General features: G+C 40.3%; 24 protein-coding genes, 1 tRNA gene and 1 pseudogene. 16 read left to right on the forward strand and 10 right to left on the reverse strand.

Features of this window, described 5'->3' with window-relative positions; all coding sequences use genetic code 11:
- Positions 1-50: 50 nt before the first annotated feature.
- From V7K73_RS08570 to V7K73_RS08600, 7 genes are all read left to right on the forward strand, one after another.
- A tRNA-Arg gene (locus V7K73_RS08570) sits at positions 51-123 on the forward strand.
- A gap of 341 nt (positions 124-464) precedes the next feature.
- Entirely contained in the window at positions 465-587 is a 123-nt protein-coding gene (locus tag V7K73_RS08575) for a hypothetical protein (protein ID WP_334878960.1), read from the forward strand.
- A 78-nt stretch (positions 588-665) separates the two neighbouring features.
- Positions 666-920, forward strand: a complete 255-nt coding sequence (locus V7K73_RS08580) for a DUF2281 domain-containing protein (protein ID WP_334878962.1) — start codon at positions 666-668, stop codon at positions 918-920.
- The gene (locus V7K73_RS08585; protein ID WP_334878964.1) at positions 920-1,342 is read left to right on the forward strand and encodes a type II toxin-antitoxin system VapC family toxin; all 423 of its coding nucleotides are present in this window, start codon (positions 920-922) and stop codon (positions 1,340-1,342) included. Before V7K73_RS08580 ends, V7K73_RS08585 begins: the two co-directional genes overlap by 1 nt.
- Positions 1,343-1,471: 129 nt before the next feature.
- The gene (locus V7K73_RS08590) at positions 1,472-1,864 is read left to right on the forward strand and encodes a VOC family protein (RefSeq protein ID WP_334878966.1); all 393 of its coding nucleotides are present in this window, start codon (positions 1,472-1,474) and stop codon (positions 1,862-1,864) included.
- A gap of 458 nt (positions 1,865-2,322) precedes the next feature.
- Entirely contained in the window at positions 2,323-3,204 is an 882-nt protein-coding gene (ylqF, locus tag V7K73_RS08595; RefSeq protein ID WP_334878967.1) for a ribosome biogenesis GTPase YlqF, read from the forward strand.
- Between the two features lie 255 nt (positions 3,205-3,459).
- Positions 3,460-3,759: a ferredoxin gene (locus tag V7K73_RS08600; protein ID WP_334878969.1), complete on the forward strand. Its 300-nt coding sequence runs from the start codon at positions 3,460-3,462 to the stop codon at positions 3,757-3,759.
- A 228-nt stretch (positions 3,760-3,987) separates the two neighbouring features.
- On the opposite strand, the gene V7K73_RS08605 is transcribed toward V7K73_RS08600, so the two are convergent.
- Positions 3,988-4,437, reverse strand: a complete 450-nt coding sequence (locus tag V7K73_RS08605; RefSeq protein WP_334878971.1) for an Hsp20/alpha crystallin family protein — start codon at positions 4,435-4,437, stop codon at positions 3,988-3,990.
- A 406-nt stretch (positions 4,438-4,843) separates the two neighbouring features.
- On the opposite strand from V7K73_RS08605, the gene V7K73_RS08610 reads away from it, so the two are divergent.
- Together V7K73_RS08610 and V7K73_RS08615 are read left to right on the forward strand one after the other, a co-directional pair.
- Positions 4,844-5,164 (forward strand): DMT family transporter, encoded by a 321-nt coding sequence (locus tag V7K73_RS08610; RefSeq protein ID WP_334878973.1) that lies wholly within the window; start codon positions 4,844-4,846, stop codon positions 5,162-5,164.
- Positions 5,165-5,393: 229 nt separating this feature from the next.
- The gene (locus V7K73_RS08615) at positions 5,394-6,113 is read left to right on the forward strand and encodes a class I SAM-dependent methyltransferase (protein WP_334878975.1); all 720 of its coding nucleotides are present in this window, start codon (positions 5,394-5,396) and stop codon (positions 6,111-6,113) included.
- An 8-nt stretch (positions 6,114-6,121) separates the two neighbouring features.
- Here the strand turns inward: V7K73_RS08615 and V7K73_RS08620 are convergent, their stop codons facing one another.
- The 3 genes from V7K73_RS08620 to V7K73_RS08630 form a co-directional block, all read right to left on the reverse strand.
- A complete protein-coding gene (locus V7K73_RS08620; protein WP_334878977.1) occupies positions 6,122-6,550 on the reverse strand; it encodes a YidH family protein in 429 nt (142 codons plus the stop codon).
- A gap of 374 nt (positions 6,551-6,924) precedes the next feature.
- Positions 6,925-7,575: a hypothetical protein gene (locus V7K73_RS08625; protein ID WP_334878979.1), complete on the reverse strand. Its 651-nt coding sequence runs from the start codon at positions 7,573-7,575 to the stop codon at positions 6,925-6,927.
- Between the two features lie 79 nt (positions 7,576-7,654).
- Entirely contained in the window at positions 7,655-8,365 is a 711-nt protein-coding gene (locus V7K73_RS08630) for a cadmium resistance transporter (RefSeq protein ID WP_334878981.1), read from the reverse strand.
- Between the two features lie 214 nt (positions 8,366-8,579).
- Here V7K73_RS08630 and V7K73_RS08635 point away from each other — a divergent pair, with 214 nt between their 5' ends.
- Entirely contained in the window at positions 8,580-9,548 is a 969-nt protein-coding gene (locus tag V7K73_RS08635; protein ID WP_334878983.1) for a LysR substrate-binding domain-containing protein, read from the forward strand.
- Between the two features lie 61 nt (positions 9,549-9,609).
- Here V7K73_RS08635 and V7K73_RS08640 read toward each other — a convergent pair whose 3' ends face one another.
- Complete coding sequence (locus V7K73_RS08640) at positions 9,610-9,978, reverse strand: pentapeptide repeat-containing protein (protein WP_334878985.1); 369 nt, start codon at positions 9,976-9,978, stop codon at positions 9,610-9,612.
- Entirely contained in the window at positions 9,968-10,282 is a 315-nt protein-coding gene (locus tag V7K73_RS08645; protein WP_334878987.1) for a hypothetical protein, read from the reverse strand. The genes V7K73_RS08640 and V7K73_RS08645 overlap by 11 nt, the downstream gene beginning before the upstream one ends.
- Positions 10,283-11,286: 1,004 nt before the next feature.
- Between V7K73_RS08645 and V7K73_RS08650 the strand changes: the two genes are divergently transcribed.
- Both V7K73_RS08650 and V7K73_RS08655 read left to right on the forward strand, forming a co-directional pair.
- On the forward strand, positions 11,287-12,612 hold the full coding sequence (locus tag V7K73_RS08650; RefSeq protein WP_334878989.1) for an ABC transporter ATP-binding protein: 1,326 nt from the start codon (positions 11,287-11,289) through the stop codon (positions 12,610-12,612).
- A gap of 213 nt (positions 12,613-12,825) precedes the next feature.
- Positions 12,826-14,565 carry an ABC transporter permease gene (locus V7K73_RS08655; protein WP_334878991.1) on the forward strand — a complete coding sequence of 580 codons (1,740 nt, stop codon included), beginning with the start codon at positions 12,826-12,828 and terminating at the stop codon, positions 14,563-14,565.
- Between the two features lie 500 nt (positions 14,566-15,065).
- On the opposite strand, the gene V7K73_RS08660 is transcribed toward V7K73_RS08655, so the two are convergent.
- Positions 15,066-15,596 (reverse strand): hypothetical protein, encoded by a 531-nt coding sequence (locus V7K73_RS08660; protein ID WP_334878993.1) that lies wholly within the window; start codon positions 15,594-15,596, stop codon positions 15,066-15,068.
- 134 nt (positions 15,597-15,730) lie between these two features.
- Here V7K73_RS08660 and V7K73_RS29795 point away from each other — a divergent pair.
- From V7K73_RS29795 to V7K73_RS08670, 3 genes and pseudogenes are all read left to right on the forward strand, one after another.
- A pseudogene (locus tag V7K73_RS29795) lies at positions 15,731-15,904 on the forward strand (protein rep); the annotation flags it as partial.
- 60 nt (positions 15,905-15,964) lie between these two features.
- Complete coding sequence (locus V7K73_RS08665; protein WP_334878995.1) at positions 15,965-16,297, forward strand: hypothetical protein; 333 nt, start codon at positions 15,965-15,967, stop codon at positions 16,295-16,297.
- Between the two features lie 6 nt (positions 16,298-16,303).
- On the forward strand, positions 16,304-16,951 hold the full coding sequence (locus V7K73_RS08670) for a protein rep (RefSeq protein WP_334878997.1): 648 nt from the start codon (positions 16,304-16,306) through the stop codon (positions 16,949-16,951).
- Between the two features lie 55 nt (positions 16,952-17,006).
- On the opposite strand, the gene V7K73_RS08675 is transcribed toward V7K73_RS08670, so the two are convergent.
- The 3 genes from V7K73_RS08675 to pdxA all read right to left on the reverse strand — a co-directional run bounded on the left by V7K73_RS08675 (position 17,007) and on the right by pdxA (position 19,832).
- The gene (locus tag V7K73_RS08675) at positions 17,007-17,510 is read right to left on the reverse strand and encodes a hypothetical protein (RefSeq protein ID WP_334878999.1); all 504 of its coding nucleotides are present in this window, start codon (positions 17,508-17,510) and stop codon (positions 17,007-17,009) included.
- 840 nt (positions 17,511-18,350) lie between these two features.
- Positions 18,351-18,584 carry a hypothetical protein gene (locus tag V7K73_RS08680; protein WP_334879001.1) on the reverse strand — a complete coding sequence of 78 codons (234 nt, stop codon included), beginning with the start codon at positions 18,582-18,584 and terminating at the stop codon, positions 18,351-18,353.
- Between the two features lie 156 nt (positions 18,585-18,740).
- Entirely contained in the window at positions 18,741-19,832 is a 1,092-nt protein-coding gene (gene pdxA, locus V7K73_RS08685; protein WP_334879003.1) for a 4-hydroxythreonine-4-phosphate dehydrogenase PdxA, read from the reverse strand.
- Between the two features lie 207 nt (positions 19,833-20,039).
- On the opposite strand from pdxA, the gene petM reads away from it, so the two are divergent.
- The gene (gene petM / locus V7K73_RS08690) at positions 20,040-20,144 is read left to right on the forward strand and encodes a cytochrome b6-f complex subunit PetM (RefSeq protein ID WP_334879005.1); all 105 of its coding nucleotides are present in this window, start codon (positions 20,040-20,042) and stop codon (positions 20,142-20,144) included.
- Positions 20,145-20,248: the final 104 nt, after the last annotated feature.

Below are 20,248 nucleotides of genomic sequence, written 5' to 3' on the forward strand. Positions count from 1 at the left end.
TATCTAGGCTGAAAATTTTATCACAGACGTGCTATAATCTGTAAGACTAAGGGCGCGTAGCTCAGTGGATAGAGCAACAGATTCCGGTTCTGTGGGTCGGGGGTTCAAATCCCTCCGCGCTCGTTACTTTTATAAGACTAACCACAAAACCGAGAGGTCATTTTCTCTCACTGGATAAACTCAATTTATCCTATAAAACATAATGGCAACGGGTAGCTGGAATACAAAAAATTTTAGTTTAGACTCACTAATATAATTTTGGATTAGTAAGTTATTGATAAATCCTGTCTATAATAACCCCTAATAACTTACTAGAAAATAGATTTTTAATATAATTTATACTAAACTTCAATTTGAGATTGGCGAAACATCCAGGCAACCTAAATTTACGGTTGAGAATAGGTTGCTAATTCGATATGGAATCAGGACAAGTACGGCACAGATGCTTATGAAGAATAGAAGAGTTGAGACAAGCCGATTATAATCTTAGTCCTTCGCAGTTTGTAGATGTTAGCAATAAAGTTGTGCATTGTGCGATCGCGGATATTTTGACAGATTTGGCGGTAGCCAGAGAAGAGAAGGAATGAGCGGATAAAGATTTAGCTGAGGTGCTTGCTAATTTGAGACTTTAGATTTGGGATTGATTTTTTCAGGAGGATAGGAGAATGACTCAAGCAATTGATAAGGAACAAATGATAATTGATGAATTTAAAAAATTATCTCCTGAGAAGCAGCAGGAGGTATTAAATTTTATTGAATTTTTGCATTTTAAGGCGCAAAAGCAGGAGACATTTGAGGATAGAGAGAAGGGAAAACAAGTTTCATTTTTAGAAGCTGCTAAGGAGTATATTGGATGTGTTGATGGAGGGACTGGAGATTTAGCGACTAATAAAAAGCATCTAGAAGGATACGGTAAGTAGTGAAGCAAAATATCATTATTGATACTGGTCCTCTAGTTGCTTTAATTAATCATCGGGAACAATATCATAGTTGGGCTACTAAAGAAGTTGCTAATCTAGCTTACCCTTTCTTTACTTGTGAAGCAGTAATTAGTGAAGCGTGTTTTATATTGCGAGATTTTTATGGCGGAGAGGATGCAGTTATGTCTTTACTAGATTCTGGCTTAATTCAAATCTGTTTTCGTCTCAGTGATGAAATAGGAACAGTTAGAGAGTTGCTAAAGCGGTATCAAAATGTGCCAATGTCGTTAGCTGATGCATGTTTGGTAAGAATGAGTGAGTTAATTATGGGGAGTTGTGTCTTGACGCTAGATAGTGATTTTCGGGTTTATCGGAAGAATAAGAATGAGATGATGGATTTGATTATTGCTGATGGGATATAAAAATGGATAGGTATAAGCGAGATACAAGTACCTAAAATTACAGCCAATCACTTTTAAAACATCCTCTAAGCTTGACATTTTGCCTGCGTATGTTATTTAACTTAAAAGTTCAAAAGGCGAAAGGCAAATATGGTTTTCCAGTACACTAACGCATTTGTCACCATAGCATCGGTTAATTGCGAAAATTTAGTGAATTTCTATACTAAATTGCTGGAGCAAAAGCCAGTTATTTTGATTCCGAATGTCTATACTGAGTTTAATTTGGTTAGTATGCGTTTAGGTATTTTTAAACCAAAGAACACAAACGAATCGGAATTTGAAGCCAGCGCCAAAAGTAAGATAAGTTTGTGCTTAGAGGTGAGTAACTTAGAAGATGCGATCGCTCACCTAACAGCTTTAGGCTATCCCCCACCAAAAGACATTTCTATTGCTTCCCACGGTAGAGAAATTTATGCTTATGACCCTGATGGCAATCGTATAATTCTACATCAAGCCAAAGAGGAATTAGGAGTTAGGAGTTAGGAGTTAGGAGTTTGGAGTTAGGAGTTTGGAGTTAGGAGTTAGGAGTTAGGAGTTAGGAGTTTGGAGTTAGGAGTTTGGAGTTAGGAGTTAGGAGTTAGGAGTTAGGAGTTAGGAGTTAGGAGTTAGGAGTTTGGAGTTAGGAGTTTGGAGTTAGGAGTTAGGAGTTAGGAGTTAGGAGTTAGGAGTTTGGAGTTAGGAGTTAGGAGTTAGGAGTTAGGAGTTAGGAGTTTGGAGTTTGGAGTTAGGAGTTAGGAGTTAGGAGTTTGGAGTTAGGAGTTAGGAGTTAGGAGTTAGGAGTTAGGAGTTTGGAGTTAGGAGTTTGGAGTTTGGAGTTAGGAGTTTGGAGTTTGGAGTTTGGAGTTTGGAGTTTGGAGTTTGGAGTTATTATTTTCTCCTAGTTCCCAATCTCCAGTCGGTTTTATTGGCGATAATAAGTAATTGGTAGTTAATAATAAATTATGGCTATAACTCAAAATTATAGATTAAACCTGATTCAATGGTATCCAGGTCACATTGCGAAAGCTGAAAAGAAGCTCAAAGAACAGTTGAAGCGTGTAGATGTGGTGTTTGAGGTACGAGATGCGCGGATTCCCTTAGCGACTCACCATCCCCAAATAGGTGAGTGGGTGGAGGGTAAGACACGGGTGTTGATAATGAACCGAGTAGATATGATTACGCCGCAAATGCGATCGCTGTGGATAGATTGGTTTAAACGTCAAGGGGAGATCCCTTATTTTACCAACGCTCAACATGGTAAAGGTATAGCAGAAGTGGCGCAAGCAGCGCAAGCCGCTGGGGTAGAACTCAATAAAAGAAGAAGCGATCGCGGCATGTTACCGCGTCCAGTGCGGGCTGTGGTGATTGGTTTTCCCAATGTCGGTAAATCAGCTTTGATTAACCGCTTGTTGGGACGGCGAGTAGTAGAAAGTGCAGCCCGTCCTGGGGTAACTCGCCAACTACGCTGGGTGCGAATTTCCGAATATTTGGAATTGCTAGATGCTCCTGGTGTCATCCCTCTAAGATTGGAAGACCAAGATGCAGCATTGAAATTAGCCATTTGTGATGATATCGGTGAAGCTTCTTACGATAACCAGCTAGTAGCAGCAGCCCTAGTGGATTTACTCAACTATTTGTCAGTTGTAGCCGCAGATTTGTTACCCAAGAAATCATTACAGTCCCGTTACCAACTCGATTTGACATCAGACACCGGAGATACCTATTTGCACGCCTTGGCGGAACATCGTTACAAAGGTGATATAGAGCGAGCTGCAAGGCAACTTTTAACAGATTTTCGCAAGGGTTTGTTAGGTGAAATTAGTTTAGAATTACCTCCTAACTAGATTACAAGCATTCTCAGCCATTTTTGAGTAACAGATGAGTAGCGCTCAAAAATCTGGACACTCAGCTTTGGTGACATCTGGCTGGCAGTAATACCGCTTTTTCTGTGTGATTTTGGTCTGAAGCTTTTGGTATATGTAAACTAGCCCCACTAATCGCTTGAGAATCTATTTGAGTCAACCACAATAAACTCTAGACTAGCAGCACATAAACCCGTAGTATCGAATATGGAGTTTATATGAGTTAGGAATTGTTACATGGCAACTTATAAGGTCACATTACGTACCCCAGACGGCGAACAAGTAATTGACGTTCCTGATGATGAGTACATCCTAGAAATCGCTAACGAGGAATATGAGCTTGACTTGCCCTATTCTTGTAACGCTGGTTCTTGCTCTACCTGCACTGGTAAGCTGATTTCAGGTACAGTTGACCAATCAGATCAGAACTTCTTAGACAACGATCAAATGGACCAAGGATGGGTTCTTACCTGCGTTGCCAAGCCCACTTCTGATTGCGTAATCGAAACCCATCAAGAAGAAGCCCTTAACGGTTAACTAAGAAATGTGGATTTAATCAAGAGCAATTTTTGTCGGGTGCGTTATAATATTCCTCCTAGCGCCCCTAAAATCTGGGGTGGTGTATAACACCCTATAAAAGATTTAAAATTTTGCACTTTCCTAATAAATCTGTATAAGCTGAGTAATTCACGCGAAAAAGCGCTCTCCAAAAAGGGAGCGCTTTTTATTTAGTTTAATAGATAGCTAGCAGATATAAAGCCGAAATTAGCCAGATGATGCTAGATTAACTTTGACAACTTTATTCTTTTCTTCTTCAGCTTTGGGTAGCGTCAGCTTCAAGATGCCATCTTTATAATCTGCCGTAACATTGGTATTTTGAATCCGAGCAGGTAAAGGAATTACACGTTGGAATTTACCATAGTGGAATTCGCTTTTAATCACACCTTTATCTTCAGATTTTACTTCAGACTTCCGCTCACCACTCAGGTATACAGCGTTTTCTGTAACTTGCAAATCTAAGTCTTTGGCTTCAATTCCCGGAAGTTCTAGTTTTAAATGAATTGTATCTTCAGTTTCTTTTAACTCAGCAGCCGGAACTTTCGATAAGCCTTTATCCAAAAATGCAGTTGGCAAAATATCTTCATCAAATAAGCGATTGATTTGACGTTGTATCGCGTTAAATTCTTGCCAAGGGTTCAAGCGTACTAATGTCATATCTCTACCTCGAATAACCAGTATCTTTGCTGTTTAAGGATTGAAGGATTTGATTCCTTTCTTTGTTCTCATAGTATTAAAAAGTAAAAGTGGGGTAAATACGGTTTTTATCACCTGATTGGTGATTATTGCCGATCCAGAAGTTTCCTTGCTATAAATGTACGGTAAACTCAACTATTGGGGTTCGGTAAATTCGACAAAAGCAAGCTTTAAATATAGCAACTCTATTTAAAACATGGGTGACACTTACACCCATACCCTTGCGCTTAAAGCTTGCAATGCGTAGCGTATCCTACAAATATTTAGTAGATTCATGCGAATAATGATAATAATTTTTCCTGTTGGATTTTTTAATTTAACAGAGATAAAATAATAAAATATTCCTCACAAAATGCTGATAACAGATATGTCTACAAGTTGGATTTACCTTATTGCCGCAATCCTCTTTGAAGTTTCAGGCACAACTTGCATGAAGTTATCAGAAGGATTTACTAAAATAGGCCCTTCCATATTAATAGCTGTCTTTTATGGACTTTGTTTTACTTGTTTGACCCTTGCTCTCAAGAAACTTGAAGTGAGTGTGGCTTATTCTGTCTGGGCTGGATTAGGAACTATCTTAATTGCTATTATTGGTATTATCTGGTTTAGGGAATCTGCGACACTCATGAAACTCATTTCCATCGCCTTAATCATTATGGGGGTAATAGGCATAAATGCAAGTGGATAGTGGATAGCAATTTGACTTTATGTGAAAAATGAATTTGTTTAGAATCCCTAAATTTATTAATATCAAAAATTAAACTTGAAACAGAACAACTTCTTGCTTCACTAGAGCTATGAATTTTTGGGATGTTGGCACAGCTACGAAGTTGGACAAACCCCCACAGGAGATTGGATAGGGGAGCGATTGCAAAGCGAATTTGACTACAATTCTTAGAAAGCACTACAAAAACCTAATGTCTAAAAAGCCCGCGCAGTTACAAAATCTTTTTGCTGCCCATCACTCAAGCGACTGGCAAGAAAAACTAGTGCAAGTAGCCTATCGTTTTAACCGAGAGTATCAACGTGAAACCTTTGAACTCCCAGCAGAAGTGCAGGCGATGCCGATATTCCGTGAGTGGATTGGAGGTAGTTTTTCAGGAAGAATTGCTTCCCCTTTTTGGGAAATTGCTAAACCTCAAAAAAACCAACACTGTATAGATATTGGCTGTGGTATCAGCTTTTTAATCTATCCTTGGCGGGATTGGCAAGCATTTTTTTATGGGCAAGAAATCAGTAATGTAGCCCGCGATACCCTTAATTCTCGTGGGCCACAGTTGAATTCTAAGTTGTTCAAAGGTGTTGAATTGGGAGCAGCCCATCAGTTAAACTATTCACCAGAGCAGTTTGATCTTGCGATCGCCACAGGATTTAGCTGCTATTTTCCCCTCGAATACTGGAATGCTGTACTAGCAGAAGTCAAGCGGGTATTAAAACCAGGTGGACATTTTGTATTTGACGTTCTCAATCCAGAACAGCCTTTAGCAGAAGATTGGGCAGTTTTGGAAACTTATTTAGGGGCTGAGGTGTTTTTAGAGCCTGTAGCTGACTGGGAAAAAATGATTAAAGCAGCTGGTGCTAAAGTCGTAACCCGCAAATCAGGGGAATTATTCGAGTTATACAAAGTGCGGTTTTAAAAATACCATCACTCAGGGATAAGTTGACTTGATGGATCTAAAGAAGTTGTAAAAACAAAATAGATTACTCCAGCACCGAGAATCATCACGGCGAGACTGAACAGCAACACCCAACGGTCTGTCGGTTCATAAGTATCTTCTTCGATATCACGACGGACTGCGAAATAGTGTGCCGTTGATAGCCACACCGTAATCAAACCCACCAGCGAGAAGACTAAACCTAACTTCCAGCCTGTGCCAGGACGGGGTATTAAAGGTACTTGGAAAGCCCGCAAACGCACGATGACGACACCAAAACCTAAAAGAGCAATTCCTGTCCGCATCCAAGCGAGGTAGGTACGCTCATTTGCCAAGTGATCTCGGATTCGGGACGGATTCAGTCGTCCTGGCTTTTTTTTATCTTTATCTTCTTCTGTAGGTTTCAATTTTAACTGCATCAATAACACCCTTATCCCGTACCGGCTCTGATTAAAAAAATGCGGAGGTAATAGCAAATCTCTTTCCTGATGACTTGCACCCAGCGCAATATTTGCCCTAATCAAATATACCTGTTGTGATTGTACATTTTTTTCAAAATTTATTTTAATGCAGATATCAAAATAAAACAAGCCTGAGTGAATAATTCGTAATTATTAATTGATGGTAAAGAGTAAGTGTAAGGAATAAGGTGTAATTAATAAAACAGCCAAGATCAGAGAGGTTTTTCACTAGTGCGTGTCCTGTTTATCCTCTGATTTTGGCTGTTACCCTATTGAAATTGAGAACAATCATTCAAAAATAGATTATGCAGTTCTATCTCAAGACTGAATCCTTACGGGGCATTAGGAACTCGTGTATTTATGATAGCCTGTGATATATCTGGGATAAACCAGTTAGCCGTTTTGCTGTTAAGAACTTTCACAGTCGGAACATTCAAGTCAATCGCAGTATTATCTGCATTTGTTTTAATTACCAACTGAGTTCCATCAAGTATTTTTAGTGCAGCCGGGCCTGTCAATTCTTGACCTTGCCCATTAGGACTAGAAGTGAAATTTGCTACCTTAACATCATTCGCTAGATAGATGCCATCACAATCCCAGTTGTTTTCAGTGGACTGACCATTCGCTAAAAAATACAGATTATTGTCGTATACGGCATCTTCATCTTCTTCTTCATTTGGTCTTTTGCCATATACACCTATGGTATTACCTGTTTGGTTGTCGCATTGACCCCAGTTAATTCCCGTTTCTAAAGCATATTTTTGCAGTGTTAATTCTTCGGTTCTCTTTTGAATTTCTTCTGGTGTCAGACCTTCAACTTGAGTTTGGGTATCTTTTGTCTGAGAGAGTTCTTTCAGAGCTTTAGTGACTTCGATATAGTCAGGGTTTTTGCTAAACTTTGGTCTATCAGCAAAAGAAGGTTGAGCAAAGGCGAGATTCACCAAAACCATCAAGACAATTAGCAGAGATTTCCAGATTTTCATGTTTTGATTCCTGTTGATGAGTAATACTTTTTGCAGTTTTGAATTCATGTTGATCAGAAATTTCATCATGCACTTGTTTTTAGACACTTAATTTTTCTTGTTTTTCAGTGGATGAGTGATTATTGAAACCTAAAATTAATGAAAATATATAACTAGAAAATACAGATAAAAGAGTCCAAGTAACATTTTCTGTAACAATAAATATACCGAGTCCAATCAATATACAAGGTACAAAAGTATTGCCATTCTCTGTTAAAAAGTTAGCGATCGCAGGCAAATAGGTTAACTTATAAGCGGTATAACACCATACACCGACCATTGTAAAAAATACACTTAGTATCACTAGCAGACTATCTAATTCCGAATTGGCAAACAGGGGTACGTATACGCTGATATTATCACTACCATTCGCAAAGGCGATCGCAGCTACATTGCATGTTTGCGGAGAGAAAAAACTGCTAATTATAGAAGGACTTGACGGCTCGGTTTCTTCTTGGGCTTCCTCTGGTAAATCTTCTTCGCGTTTTAGTAAACTACTCACACCAATGATTATTGGCATTAAACCAAGTAGTCTAATCCAGTCCTGCGGTATAATTAGTCCACCGAAGAAACCGGGAAGGCTAGCAACGATCAATGCAGCAAAACCCAGATACTGACCACCAAGAATGTGACGACTGCGGAATGTTTTATTTATTTGTGAAAAAAGCAACGTCAGAATGACAATATCATCAATGTTGGTGGCAGTGAATGCGGTAATCCCTGTGGTAATTGCAGTTACAAAATCGCTCATTTGTGAAAGTCCTTATTTTCATGCTTGGTGATTGGCCATGGGGCATTGGTGATTTACAAAGGACAAATGACCAATGACCAATGACTAATGACTAGGTAGAAAGCTTTGATTTATACTTTAGTCAAACTAACCGATAGAATCAAATGCTTTTGTTTGTCAAAATGATAAATGAAAGTGATTAAAAATTTGACACCAAGTTGTAGGGATACCATAAATGGCAGGAATGACGCTTGAGCAGCTAAAAATTTTTATGGCTGTGGCGCAGCATTTACACTTTACTCGCGCAGCAGAGGAGCTTTATATTACACAACCTGCCGTCAGTGCAGCAATCCACAACTTAGAGCAAGAATACGGTGTGAAGCTGTTCCATCGGATTGGTCGGCATATCGAGATTGCTGAGGCTGGTAAATTATTGCAAGTAGAAGCCCAAAAAATTCTCGATCAAGTTTCCTTGACTGAAAGGGGATTGCGAGAATTGAACAATCTGCAACGGGGTGAGTTGAAATTAGGATCAAGTCTGACAATTGGTAACTACTGGCTACCAAGTAAGATTAGTGAGTTTAAAAGCCGATATCCCGGTATCCAGATTAACTGTAGCCTTGCCAATACAGAAGAGATTTGTATGGGAACGGCGACAGGACAGTTTGATTTGGGTTTGGTAGAAGGAGATGTGAAGCCAGCGCTTCAAAGTACTTTAGAGTACGAAATAGTAGGAAGCGATCGCTTACAAATTGTAGTAGGTCAAAAACATCCTTGGTTTGAGTGGGGAGAAATTGACTTAAGCCAATTGACTCAAACCCTTTGGGTGATGCGAGAACCAGGTTCTGGAACCCAGCAAAGGTTTGAGGAAGCCTTACAAAATTGGGGAATCAATCTCAGTGAACTGGATGTGATTTTAGTGTTCAATAGTGGAGAGATGACAAAAGCAGCGATCGAAGAAGGTGTCGGTGCAATTGGAATTTCTGAGTTGATGGTAAAAAAAGAAATACAGTTGGGAACTCTGCGGGCAATTCGCGTGATTGATAATAGAGAGGGTAAAGGTATGATGCCTACGGCCGGCTACACCTACGCAGAAATAGTTCGACCTTTTTTCAAACTCAAGCATCGTCAACGTTTTCAAACTGCTCTTTCCAAAGTTTTTGAACAAATGTTGATATCGTCTATGTTAGATAGCTCACATTAACATATATCAAAATCAGTTATTTAAAGGGGACTGAGCAAGTCGAAAGTGTCCCCAGTCCCCTTTATACCTTTCGCATATTTTGACTGATAGGGTCAAAACCTCTAGAAAACCGCGTACTGTCATCGTAGTAAGCGCCAGTCAGATTCGCTCCATACAACTTAGCATAGTTGAGTTTTGCTCCCCGAAGATTTGCTTCATTGAGTTTGACACCGCTCAAATTAGCTCTGGTCAAGTTTGCTTTGGCTAAGTTAGCTCTACTCAAATCTGCTCCCCAGAGTTTAGCTTTAGCTAGGTTGGCTCCACTCAAGTCACAACCCCATAAATTGATTCCAGGCAAATAGGCTCCAATCAACTTGTCCCTACTCAAGTTGACGGCTGGAAAATATCTTTCTCCTGCGGCAAAACGCCGTTTTAATTCCTCAGCATTCATGTGAAGCGTTCACCTTCTTTAGCAATACAGAAGTTATTTGTTCCCATTCCTGGCTTAGTTCTCCTGAAAACTCTGGCTGACCACTGCGACGATACCAGAAATTAGCATTCTTCAAATCGCCTTCTTTGCGGTGCAGGTAAGCATGAACCCAGGCACTATCAGCATCGCTGGCATTTTGAACTATTTCATGGGCTTTGTTCCAATCACCTTGCTTCTCATACCACATTCCTTGCAGAGCTTTTGGCAGTGTCTGAGGACATGAGCGCTGCTTTTCGATCAATCGCAGGAATTCCTCTGTATTCACGATCGCTACCCAACAAAAATCAAACTTTTATCCCTAAGATACTCTTCAGCTTAAGGTCTTTCTATTGTAACCGCCATAGTATAGGTTGTTTATTTAATATCTGTAATCACTCCAAATTTACTCAGATGCACAGAGCTAAGTAAGTGGGTCAAATTAAATATAAAACCTCACCCTCAATCGCTCTTTGATGCTTTGAGGGTGAGATTTTAGCTTATGTTTAATTACGCCTACCTACTTAATAGAGCAATTTCTTCCTTTTAATATTCGGGCATGGGTCATTTTTTTTGCAGCAATTAGTGGAATTATCTTCAGATAAAAAACATCTAATTTGCATAATCTAATTAAATATAATTATTGTGGGGTGGGCAACATGAGCGCCCAGATGATGCAATTTAAATGTGGAACAGCTTATTAACTCTTACAGCTAATTTCTGACCACACAAGCGAGTATAGAACTTACGCATCAGATACCAAATGTAAGGGCAATTCATGAATTGCCCCTACGGAAAATCAAGGATTTTACTGCCTTGAAAGCGTAAGTCCTAGAGTAGTTAAGCTACCGGATTGCTAAAATTGCTAAAGAAGTCATTTTTAGCAGCTTTAATTGTAAGATAACCTCAACATCATATTCTAAACCTTATCTAAGTTGAGAACCGTAGTTTTCACCCTCTCCCTAAATCCCTCTCGCAAATGCTTGAGAGGGAGTTTGAAATTTCGGCTCCCCGAATCCCAAATCTGGGATTCGGGGTTGGGGGATGAGGGCAAATCCTTTTCATAATGGAAGAACTATAGGTTTCAAGATAGACGTGGTTTATTTAACAAACTTCGGCGCTTTTTTGTCCCCAGCTTATAACAAGCCGTAAGTATTATGTGGAGAGCGGGGTCTAAATCCCCCAAAGTTTTGTGGGCCCAAACCGTCCCCATAACAGCACTCTTCGTTACAAAACTGTACTTCAGACGAACGACTTCCGACTTCTTTATATTATTCTCTTACAGAAAGAGCCATGGCCTTTAAAACAGCAACAGAACATCTGATCCTCCTAAAAGGTGTCAGCAAATCTTATCAACAGCCCAACGGCCAGCAGATTGTCATCCTAGAAAATATCAGTCTTGAGTTGCGACCGGGGGAGATAGTTGCATTACTAGGCCCTTCCGGTTCAGGGAAATCTACTTTAATGCGGATCGTTGCTGGGTTAATTCCCGCGACTCAAGGTGAAGTGATATATCATAATCGTCCTTTAGTTGGTTTAAATCCTGGGGTAGCAATTGTTTTTCAAAGTTTTGCTCTTTATCCTTGGTTAACTGTACTGGAGAATGTGGAACTTGGTTTAAAAGCAAAAGGAGAACCCCCAGACTCTCGACGGCAAAAGGCGTTGAAGATGATTGATATTATTGGTTTGGATGGGTTTGAAAATGCCTATCCCAAAGAGCTTTCTGGGGGAATGCGTCAGCGAGTTGGATTTGCTAGAGCTTTGGCTGTAGAACCAGAACTGTTATGTATGGATGAGCCGTTTTCAGCATTGGATGTGCTGACAGCAGAAAACTTGCGTTTTGAGTTATTAGATTTGTGGTTAGAACGTCGGATACCCACCCAAGCCATTCTGATTGTCACCCACGGGATTGAGGAAGCGGTAATTATGGCAGATCGGATTATTGTTCTAGGACGCAATCCGGGAAGAATTCGGGCTGATTTACCTGTGACTTTACCCCATTACCGCGATCGCAAACACCCAAGTTTTCAAGCCCTGGTAGATCAGGTTTATACAATCATCACCAACCCCGAATTAGAAAAAATTCAGCCCCCAGCGACTACCTCTGTACCAGATGCAACACCACCAGCAAAATATCAGTCTTTGCCAGCCGTGAGAATTGGTAGTATTGCCGGTCTTTTGGAAATTTTAGAAGATCGTCAAGAAAAAGATTTATCTCGGCTTACCCAAGAATTGCAACTAGAAGTAGATGATATTTTACCAATTGTGGAAGCTGCAAAATTAATGGATTTTGTAGAACTCGCAGAAGGGGATATTAGCCTGAAGCCAATCGGGCAACAATTTATCAATGGTAGTATTGACGATCGCAAACAAATTGTGCGATCGCAACTCTTAAGTCATATTCGTTTGGTACAGCAAATTTACCGTCTTCTAGAAGCGAAAAATAATCAACGTATTCCAGAAGAACTGGTTTTAGATATCCTAGAAAGTCACTTTAGCCCAGAAGAAGCCGAGCGACAATTAAAAACCGTCGTAGATTGGGGTCGTTACGCCGAAATATACGGCTACGATGAGCCATCGGGTCAAATCTTTTTAGAGCAAGCTGTTGTTAGCCATTAGTCATTTGTCACTGGTCATTGGTCATTGGTCATTGGTCATTGGTCATTTGTTATATCAAGTCTGGTTAATCACTTATGATTACCGCATCTGTGCAAAAATTGGAAAAGCCTCTTTCCCCTAGTAATAACTGCGGTCTAAATGATAAGTCTTTAGCCGGACACGATATTTATTATTTGTTATTCTCCTCTCATCTGGCTCTACTCCCTACTTAATATGACTCGACCACTCACTCCTGCTAATAAAACTCTGGGACGTAACAATTGGACTTGGCAAGATGGATTGCTGATTATGGTGATTTTATCTTTTATTGTGGCAATTATTAGAACTGCTTCACAATTTAGTGGTACTTTTCAACCTGAACTGACAATTTCTACAAACATCAATGCTTTGCCAGGATATGCAGCCCAAAGCCTAATCCGCATGGTTCTTGCTTACTTTTTATCCCTAATTTTCACCCTATTGTATGCCTATAGTGCTTATCGCTCCCGAATGGCAGAACGGATTTTAATTCCGATGTTGGATATTCTGCAATCGATTCCAGTATTGTCTTTTTTACCAGGTGTGGTGCTGGCTTTGATTGCTGTGTTTCCAGGTCAGAGAATTGGTGTAGAACTAGCAGCGATTTTGCTAATTTTTACTGGCATGACTTGGAATATGACTTTTAGTTTTTACCAATCTCTCCAAAGTATTCCGCAAGAATTGCGAGAAGCAACGCGGGTTTATCGGCTTAATCCCTGGCAACGTTTTTGGACGTTGGAGTTACCATCTGGTGTAATTGGTTTGGTATGGAATAGTGTAATGTCGGTGGCTGGAGGTTGGTTTTTTTTAATAGCTATTGAGTCATTTACCTTGGGTAATAAAGATTTTCGTTTGCCTGGATTAGGCTCTTTTTTAGGCACAGCAGCCAATCATGGAGACTTTAAAGCTATATTGTGGGGCTTGGGGCTGCTGATTGGGATTATTGTGATAACTGATTTTTTTGTGTGGCGGCCACTTATTGCTTGGGCCGAAAGATTCAAGTTAGAGATGCTTGAAACAGAAAATGCACCCCAATCGTGGGTATTGGATATTTTCAGGCGATCGCCTACTTTACGCGCAATTAGTAAACGGGTTTTTCAGCCATTACAAACAGTCCTAGACAAGAGTTTAATTAGCTCGTTTCCTGTGCGTTCCGTACCTGTAAATGCCAAAGGGAACCTAAATTTGCCGAGTTTTTTAAATTGGGTATTTGTTAGCGGTTTCACCTTAATTGTGCTATGGGGTACTTGGGAAGCCGTACTACTATTACGGACTTTAGGCTGGGATGATTGGCAACAAGTAATAAAGGGCGCTATGTTAACAGCCTTGCGGGTGATAATTGCTTTGATATTATCCCTGTTGTGGACAGTACCCGTGGGAGTAGCAATTGGTCGCAATCGACGGTTAGCTCAAGTATTGCAACCATTAGTCCAAATCGCCGCTTCTGTGCCGGCAACAGCCTTATTTCCAGTACTGCTGCTAGGTTTAACCCGCATCGCTGGTGGTTTGCAAATTGGTGCGATCGCTCTGATGATGTTAGGAACAATGTGGTATATCCTGTTTAACGTCATCGCTGGGGCGCAGTCTATCCCCTCAGACCTGATCGAAGCAGCTTTGGTATATAAACTCTCAACTTTGCAGCGTTGGCGAACCTTAATTTTACCTGCAATCTTTCCCTACCTAATTACAGGAATTATTACCGCCGTTGGCGGCGCTTGGAATGCCAGTATCGTTAGTGAGTACGTCGCATTTCAAGGGCGAGTAATTAGTACTCCTGGATTGGGGGCAACAATTTCTCACGCCACAGCTACAGGTAATTTCTCTCTATTGTTAGCTTCAACTGTAGTCATGTCTCTTTTAGTAGTCTTGACTAATCGTTTGGTTTGGCGACCACTTTACAATTTAGCTCAAGAGAAATATCAATTATTGGTTTAATTCCTTCTTCTCTCTGTGTCTTTCTTGCCTCTGCGGTTCTTTAAAAAAAGAGCCTTAACTCAACTGTATTGACTGATATTTAATAGTCTGACGTATTTTAAGTAAGTGGGTCAAATTAAATATAAAACCTCACCCTCTATCCGGCTTCCCTCTCCTTAATAAGGAGAGGGATTGAGGGTGAGGTTTGATCTTATATTTAACTGCTGTCCGTGGGTTGAAGTCCCCCGGTTCTAAAAATAAGCAAGTTTTGTGTCCTTCGACAGGCTCAGGAACCATTGGGGTTAAATCCCCCGAAGTAATGCGAGTCGGAAACCGTCCCCACAACAGCACTCTTCATTACAAAACAAAATTTACGTACAGCCCAAAGGGCCATGAAAACCGCGCAGCGTGCCGGAGGCTCTATTACGAATTACGAATTACGAATTACGAATTATTTAAGACTCGATCCTCCCTAACCCTCCTTAAAAAGGAGGGAATTAGAGCAAGCCTCTTCTTTGACTCTACTTGACTGGAATAAGTTCAAACTCGAAAGTACCGATCAAACGGTCATCAATATAGACCTCTATTCTATACTTACCAAGGGGATCGCCAGGAGCGATCGTCCAAAAATTCTCAATCACACCGTCTGGAGCCGACTGTGTGCGCCGCGTCACAGATGTAGTGCCATCTGCTGATATTGAAAAGTCTTCACCGTTATCTGTACCCCAAGTTTCTGGAGGTTTTGGTAAATGCAAGACTTCGCGCCATTTCACTTCCCCTTGGTAGTCTTTGAGCTTAATCCGCCATCCGTAGGCGTTTCCTTGCTGAAGTGGCACTCTCGTCGTCCGTAAAATGGTAACGTTACCTTTAGAGTCAACTCTCTTCAGCCCGAACTCAGTGTTACTAACAGTAATCTGTTTTGTATTCGTTGGCGCAGGAGATGATATGCCATTTTCTATCAAAACAGAAGTAGCGTTGATTGGCTTAGAACCTATGGCTGCAAATATTAGCCAAGAAGAAACTAGCACAGCAGTAGTAGCCCAAATTCTCATTAGTATGGTTTTCCTATCAGACTTTTGGTACTTATTCAAGTAATCTGACATGTTTTCCGGGTCAAGGCTATCTATGGTTGGACAAAGACAAAATTCCTTTTAATAATTGCCAGATTCAGTAACTCAGGGAAAACTCGAATTCGATGAATAAGGCTTTTAAGGGATTAGCTGAATTAAAAGCATTGTTTACGAAAAGTTGGGTGAAATCTACAGAAGTGGCTAAAGGTAGAAATGGAGTCTCAGCACACCCGCATTTACATATTTTAGCAATGCTGCCACTTTCATATTTCCCTAAATACTTTTACTGAGGCTTGAGCGTATAACTTGCGTTAATTTGAGGCGTTGATACAAACTGATTTGGTGATTTTGTGTCTGCTCAAGCCTTAGACAGTAACTTTATTGCTTTTAATATATCGTCTCAAGATAAGTTCCAACAAAATCAAAATGTACAGACCTTATCCGAAGTTTCGCCTATAGGTAAAATCTGGGATAAGCACAGAACCAATACTGATAAAGTCTTGCATTATTATGCCAAAGCAGACGAAGATTGCTTTCAGCAGTACGCTTGGCGCATGAAAATGTGTTCCGAGTTGTTGAAGTTTCAATTAGTGCCAGAGGAATCGGAAGGTATTCTCAAGTTAAAGCTATCAGATGCCCGATTCTGTAGAGTTCGTCATTGTCCGGTTTGTCAGTGGCGGTGATCGCTCATGTGGAAAGCAAGGGCTTACAAAATTCTCCCACAGGTTGTTACTGATTACCCCAAGTACCGTTGGCTGTTTGTTACTTTGACTGTAAAGAATTGTCAGATTGAAGAACTCAGGGAAAACTTGGATTCGATAAATAAAGCTTTTAAGCGATTTACTGAATTGAAGGCATGGCCTGCGAAAGGTTGGGTGAAGTCTACAGAAGTAACTAAAGGTAGAGATGGAGTCTCGGCACATCCGCATTTACATATTTTGGCAATGGTGCCGCCTTCGTATTTCAGTCATGGCTATCTTTCTCATGCCAAATGGGTAGCGTTATGGCAGCAGTGCTTACGAATTGATTACCAACCTGTTGTTCATACTAGCGCGATCGCAAAGCATCATAACCCTTCACTACTCATCCCAGAAATTCTCAAGTATCAGGTGAAAGAATCAGATTTGGTGGGTGATAGAGAATGGTTTTTAGAGTTAACCCGTCAACTGCATAAAAGTAGAGCGATCGCTGTTGGGGGTATACTCAGGCAGTATATGCGCGAATTAGAGGAGAAAAACCAAGACCTCATTGATGAAAGTGAAGAGACAGATGAGGTGGATGGAGAAAGTTTGTATTTCCGATGGGAGCGCAAGTTACAAAGATTTAATATAGAGTGACATCAGCGATATAAGAACAGCCTCATAATCCTTACATGAAAAGGATTACATAAGTTTAGAACTGTAGATCCTGTGGCTTAATCCGGCGAAAGGACAAAGACCATCGGTCAGATACAACCGGAAGTAGTTCATGGTGAAGATTAGAATAAAACTTGATAACCTGACCATCTTCAAGGTGATATTTATTACTATACCCTTGAGTATCAATGCAGAAAGTAGCACGTCCAATATTGACTAATGCTACCAGAGGTTCAAAAACGCGGTGGTCACGGTGTCGTTTCATGCCAACACCTGGAGGATAATGGCAGAGTAAGGCAGAATTCCATCCTGGAAGAATGCGATCACCAAGTCGATTAACCGTCTCATCCCAATGTCCTTTGTTAATTACCGGAGGGTATACTAGTATTACCTCGTTTCCAAACGGTTTGTGAGTTCGACCAAAAGCAATATTACTAGAAGGCATTGACTTCATATTATTAGATTGACGATTGCACAAGTCATAAAGACTTTTAAGATCGAAACCATAGTCTTGAATAGTTTCAATTTTAGCTAAATCCATTATGAAATCCATTATTAACTCCTGAAAATTTCAACTCTGCAAATCAAACTAATTACACCTACCCTCAGCGCGAAGCGTTCAAAAAAAAGATATTTAAAGTCGATTCCACTCCACGACTATTGGAGTACAACTCTTTATTTATTTTCTTCATATACTTTTAGGGGTTAGCCTATTCTTTATTTCTTCAGCGCGAAGCGTTCAGAAAAAAATATTTAAAGTCTATTCCACTCCACGACTATTGGAGTACAACTCTTTATTTATTTTCTTCATATACTTTTAGGCGTTAGCCTAGAGCGCCTATTCTTTCTCTAACTCAAAAAGCACAAACAAATAAATACCAGCCACCCAACAAGGGGATGACTGGTTAAATTGCCTTTACTTGAGGCTAGTAAATAGCTTCGATGATAAAGTTATAAAATCTCAAAATAGATTGTGAAAAATAACAATGACTAATCCAAAGCCTATTCGCACAGTTCGTCGGGGAAGAATATTCGCTGATATTCAGTGGTCAGAAGAAAAAAAAGCTCAATGAAAAGCTGAACAAGAGGCATTTTACAAACGCTGTAAAATTATTTTTGACCGAGTTCAGCCAGAGTTAATCAAAAGTCACCACAACTGGTATGTAGCTGTTGAACCTGAGAGTGGAGACTATTTCACTGATAAAGACGAATTAGCTGCTATACATAAGTCTCGTCAGCAGCACCCAAACGCCCCGGTGTTCATATTTCGGATTAATGAAACAGGAATAGCTGGCACAATATGATTCAAGGCAGCTTTGGTGATGAGGAACAGCTATTCTTTGAAATAGATTTGAGAGTCGTTGAAACGAATAATTAAATTTTAACTAGCCAGAGAAAAAGCTTCTGCAACTGCTTTTGGTAATTCAATCAATACGAAATAATTGCTAGGATATAAATAGTCTTCACCTGATTCATCAATAACTCTAATCATTTGGTGTTTAATAGCATCAGAATCAGGAACAGTCTGGTAAATTTTCCGAATTTCTAAAGAAGCAGGATAATCTTTGTTGCTAATGCAAACAACATATTGAGTTTCTGTGTTCGCTGACTGCATAACGACTCCTATAGAAAGCGTTTTATTTTGATTTCTTTCTTACCAATTCCGTGGGGTTCATACCAGTGTAACTCAGCTTCATAAATACTTCCGTCGTCTAAGCTAATGGTTACAAAGCCTTTAAACTTAATTACGAATTACGAATTACGAATTATTTTAACCACAACCTACCGCCAATCTTCGACTAACCAACTCAGCCGCTAAATGTATCGCTGCTTTCATACTCGTAGCATCAGCAATTCCCTTACCCGCAATATCAAACGCTGTTCCATGATCTGGTGAAGTCCGAACAAAAGGAAGACCAATAGAAGTATTAACTGCCCGATCAAACGCCATCAGCTTCACAGGAATTAAGCCTTGGTCGTGGTAAAGTGCCAAGTAGCCATCAGCAGGATTTTGTACTAAAGAATTTCCATACCAAGCTTGACCAGGTTTAACCCACATCGTATCTGGCGGTATTGGCCCATCTAGCTGTAATTGTGGCCGCTTTTGCCGCTCTTGCTCCAACCAGGGAATTAACCAATCTTGTTCTTCATGTCCAAGTTGTCCCTGTTCGCCACTGTGGGGATTCAAACCCGCGATCGCAATTCTCCCATTTTCTATCCCAAAATCTTTCTCCAAACACTCCACCAGCAAATCCAATTTCTGTGTCAGCAACTCCGGTGTCAATGTATCAGCTACTTGACTTAGGGGAATATGTGTGGTAGCTAGTATTGTGCGGAGTATCCAATTAGTATGGGGCGATCGCGCCACAAATAACATCCCAAAACGGTCAACACCTGACTTTTGCGCCAAAAGTTCCGTTTGCCCTGGATAATTATACCCTGCGGCTTTCCAAGCAGATTTAGCGATCGGGCTTGTGACAATAGCATCAAATTTACCAGCCAGTGTTTGAGCGATCGCACATTCCATATACGCAAAACTAGCCGCACCACTGGCCGCATTACCTATGCCGGCGATAATTTTACCTTGAATTTCCCCATGCAACTGCACATCAATAACTGACAACTCGTCTGGATTTGCCAAAGATACTAAATTCTCAGTTAAATTCAGTTTCTGATAAATCTCTACCAGCAAATCCCGGTTTCCCACCACTGTCACGTCATATTTTTTACTAATTTCCGGTTCTGCTAAAGCTTTCAAAATCACCTCCGGCCCAATTCCCGCCGGATCTCCCAGCGTCAGTGCCAAACGCGGGCGATTCTTTTTGCTAAAATTCGCTAAACTATCTTGATTATTTTGATACATAAAATTTATTCATAATTATTATCATCAAATTTTTCCCCATCCCCCCGTTCTCTCCCTCCACAGTAGGGATTGCCCCCCAAACTAGTAGGGATTACTTGCTAAACTAGTTTAAGATTATTTACACAGGTCTAATCCTACAGCGACAATTCAAGAGCTTCTGATAGACCTAGTTTACACACACTAATTTGCATAAGGAGAATCACACCAATGGGCGGCGAACTTTTGAATGCAGCTTTATTGTCCTTCGGTTTAATCTTCGTAGGCTGGGGCTTAGGCACGTTGTTACTAAAAATTCAAGGCACAGAAGAATAATTGAGTGCTGAGTTAGGAGTTAGGAGTTAGGAGTTAGGAGTTTGGAGTTTGGAGTTTGGAGTTTGGAGTTTGGAGTTTGGAGTTTGGAGTTTGGAGTTTGGAGT

This window comes from Nostoc sp., assembly GCF_036916975.1.
GTDB lineage: Bacteria > Cyanobacteriota > Cyanobacteriia > Cyanobacteriales > Nostocaceae > Nostoc.

Bases quoted from the DNA above. Each gene is read 5' to 3' on its own strand.
- V7K73_RS08580 (WP_334878962.1), top strand. From the start codon at position 666: ATGACTCAAGCAATTGATAAGGAACAAATGATAATTGATGAATTTAAA.
- V7K73_RS08590 (WP_334878966.1), top strand. From the start codon at position 1,472: ATGGTTTTCCAGTACACTAACGCATTTGTCACCATAGCATCGGTTAAT.
- ylqF (WP_334878967.1), top strand. From the start codon at position 2,323: ATGGCTATAACTCAAAATTATAGATTAAACCTGATTCAATGGTATCCA.
- V7K73_RS08600 (WP_334878969.1), top strand. From the start codon at position 3,460: ATGGCAACTTATAAGGTCACATTACGTACCCCAGACGGCGAACAAGTA.
- V7K73_RS08605 (WP_334878971.1), bottom strand. From the start codon at position 4,437: ATGACATTAGTACGCTTGAACCCTTGGCAAGAATTTAACGCGATACAA.
- V7K73_RS08610 (WP_334878973.1), top strand. From the start codon at position 4,844: ATGTCTACAAGTTGGATTTACCTTATTGCCGCAATCCTCTTTGAAGTT.
- V7K73_RS08615 (WP_334878975.1), top strand. From the start codon at position 5,394: ATGTCTAAAAAGCCCGCGCAGTTACAAAATCTTTTTGCTGCCCATCAC.
- V7K73_RS08620 (WP_334878977.1), bottom strand. From the start codon at position 6,550: ATGCAGTTAAAATTGAAACCTACAGAAGAAGATAAAGATAAAAAAAAG.
- V7K73_RS08625 (WP_334878979.1), bottom strand. From the start codon at position 7,575: ATGAAAATCTGGAAATCTCTGCTAATTGTCTTGATGGTTTTGGTGAAT.
- V7K73_RS08630 (WP_334878981.1), bottom strand. From the start codon at position 8,365: ATGAGCGATTTTGTAACTGCAATTACCACAGGGATTACCGCATTCACT.
- V7K73_RS08635 (WP_334878983.1), top strand. From the start codon at position 8,580: ATGGCAGGAATGACGCTTGAGCAGCTAAAAATTTTTATGGCTGTGGCG.
- V7K73_RS08640 (WP_334878985.1), bottom strand. From the start codon at position 9,978: ATGAATGCTGAGGAATTAAAACGGCGTTTTGCCGCAGGAGAAAGATAT.
- V7K73_RS08650 (WP_334878989.1), top strand. From the start codon at position 11,287: ATGGCCTTTAAAACAGCAACAGAACATCTGATCCTCCTAAAAGGTGTC.
- V7K73_RS08655 (WP_334878991.1), top strand. From the start codon at position 12,826: ATGACTCGACCACTCACTCCTGCTAATAAAACTCTGGGACGTAACAAT.
- V7K73_RS08660 (WP_334878993.1), bottom strand. From the start codon at position 15,596: ATGAGAATTTGGGCTACTACTGCTGTGCTAGTTTCTTCTTGGCTAATA.
- V7K73_RS08670 (WP_334878997.1), top strand. From the start codon at position 16,304: ATGTGGAAAGCAAGGGCTTACAAAATTCTCCCACAGGTTGTTACTGAT.
- V7K73_RS08675 (WP_334878999.1), bottom strand. From the start codon at position 17,510: ATGGATTTAGCTAAAATTGAAACTATTCAAGACTATGGTTTCGATCTT.
- V7K73_RS08680 (WP_334879001.1), bottom strand. From the start codon at position 18,584: ATGCAGTCAGCGAACACAGAAACTCAATATGTTGTTTGCATTAGCAAC.
- pdxA (WP_334879003.1), bottom strand. From the start codon at position 19,832: ATGTATCAAAATAATCAAGATAGTTTAGCGAATTTTAGCAAAAAGAAT.
- petM (WP_334879005.1), top strand. From the start codon at position 20,040: ATGGGCGGCGAACTTTTGAATGCAGCTTTATTGTCCTTCGGTTTAATC.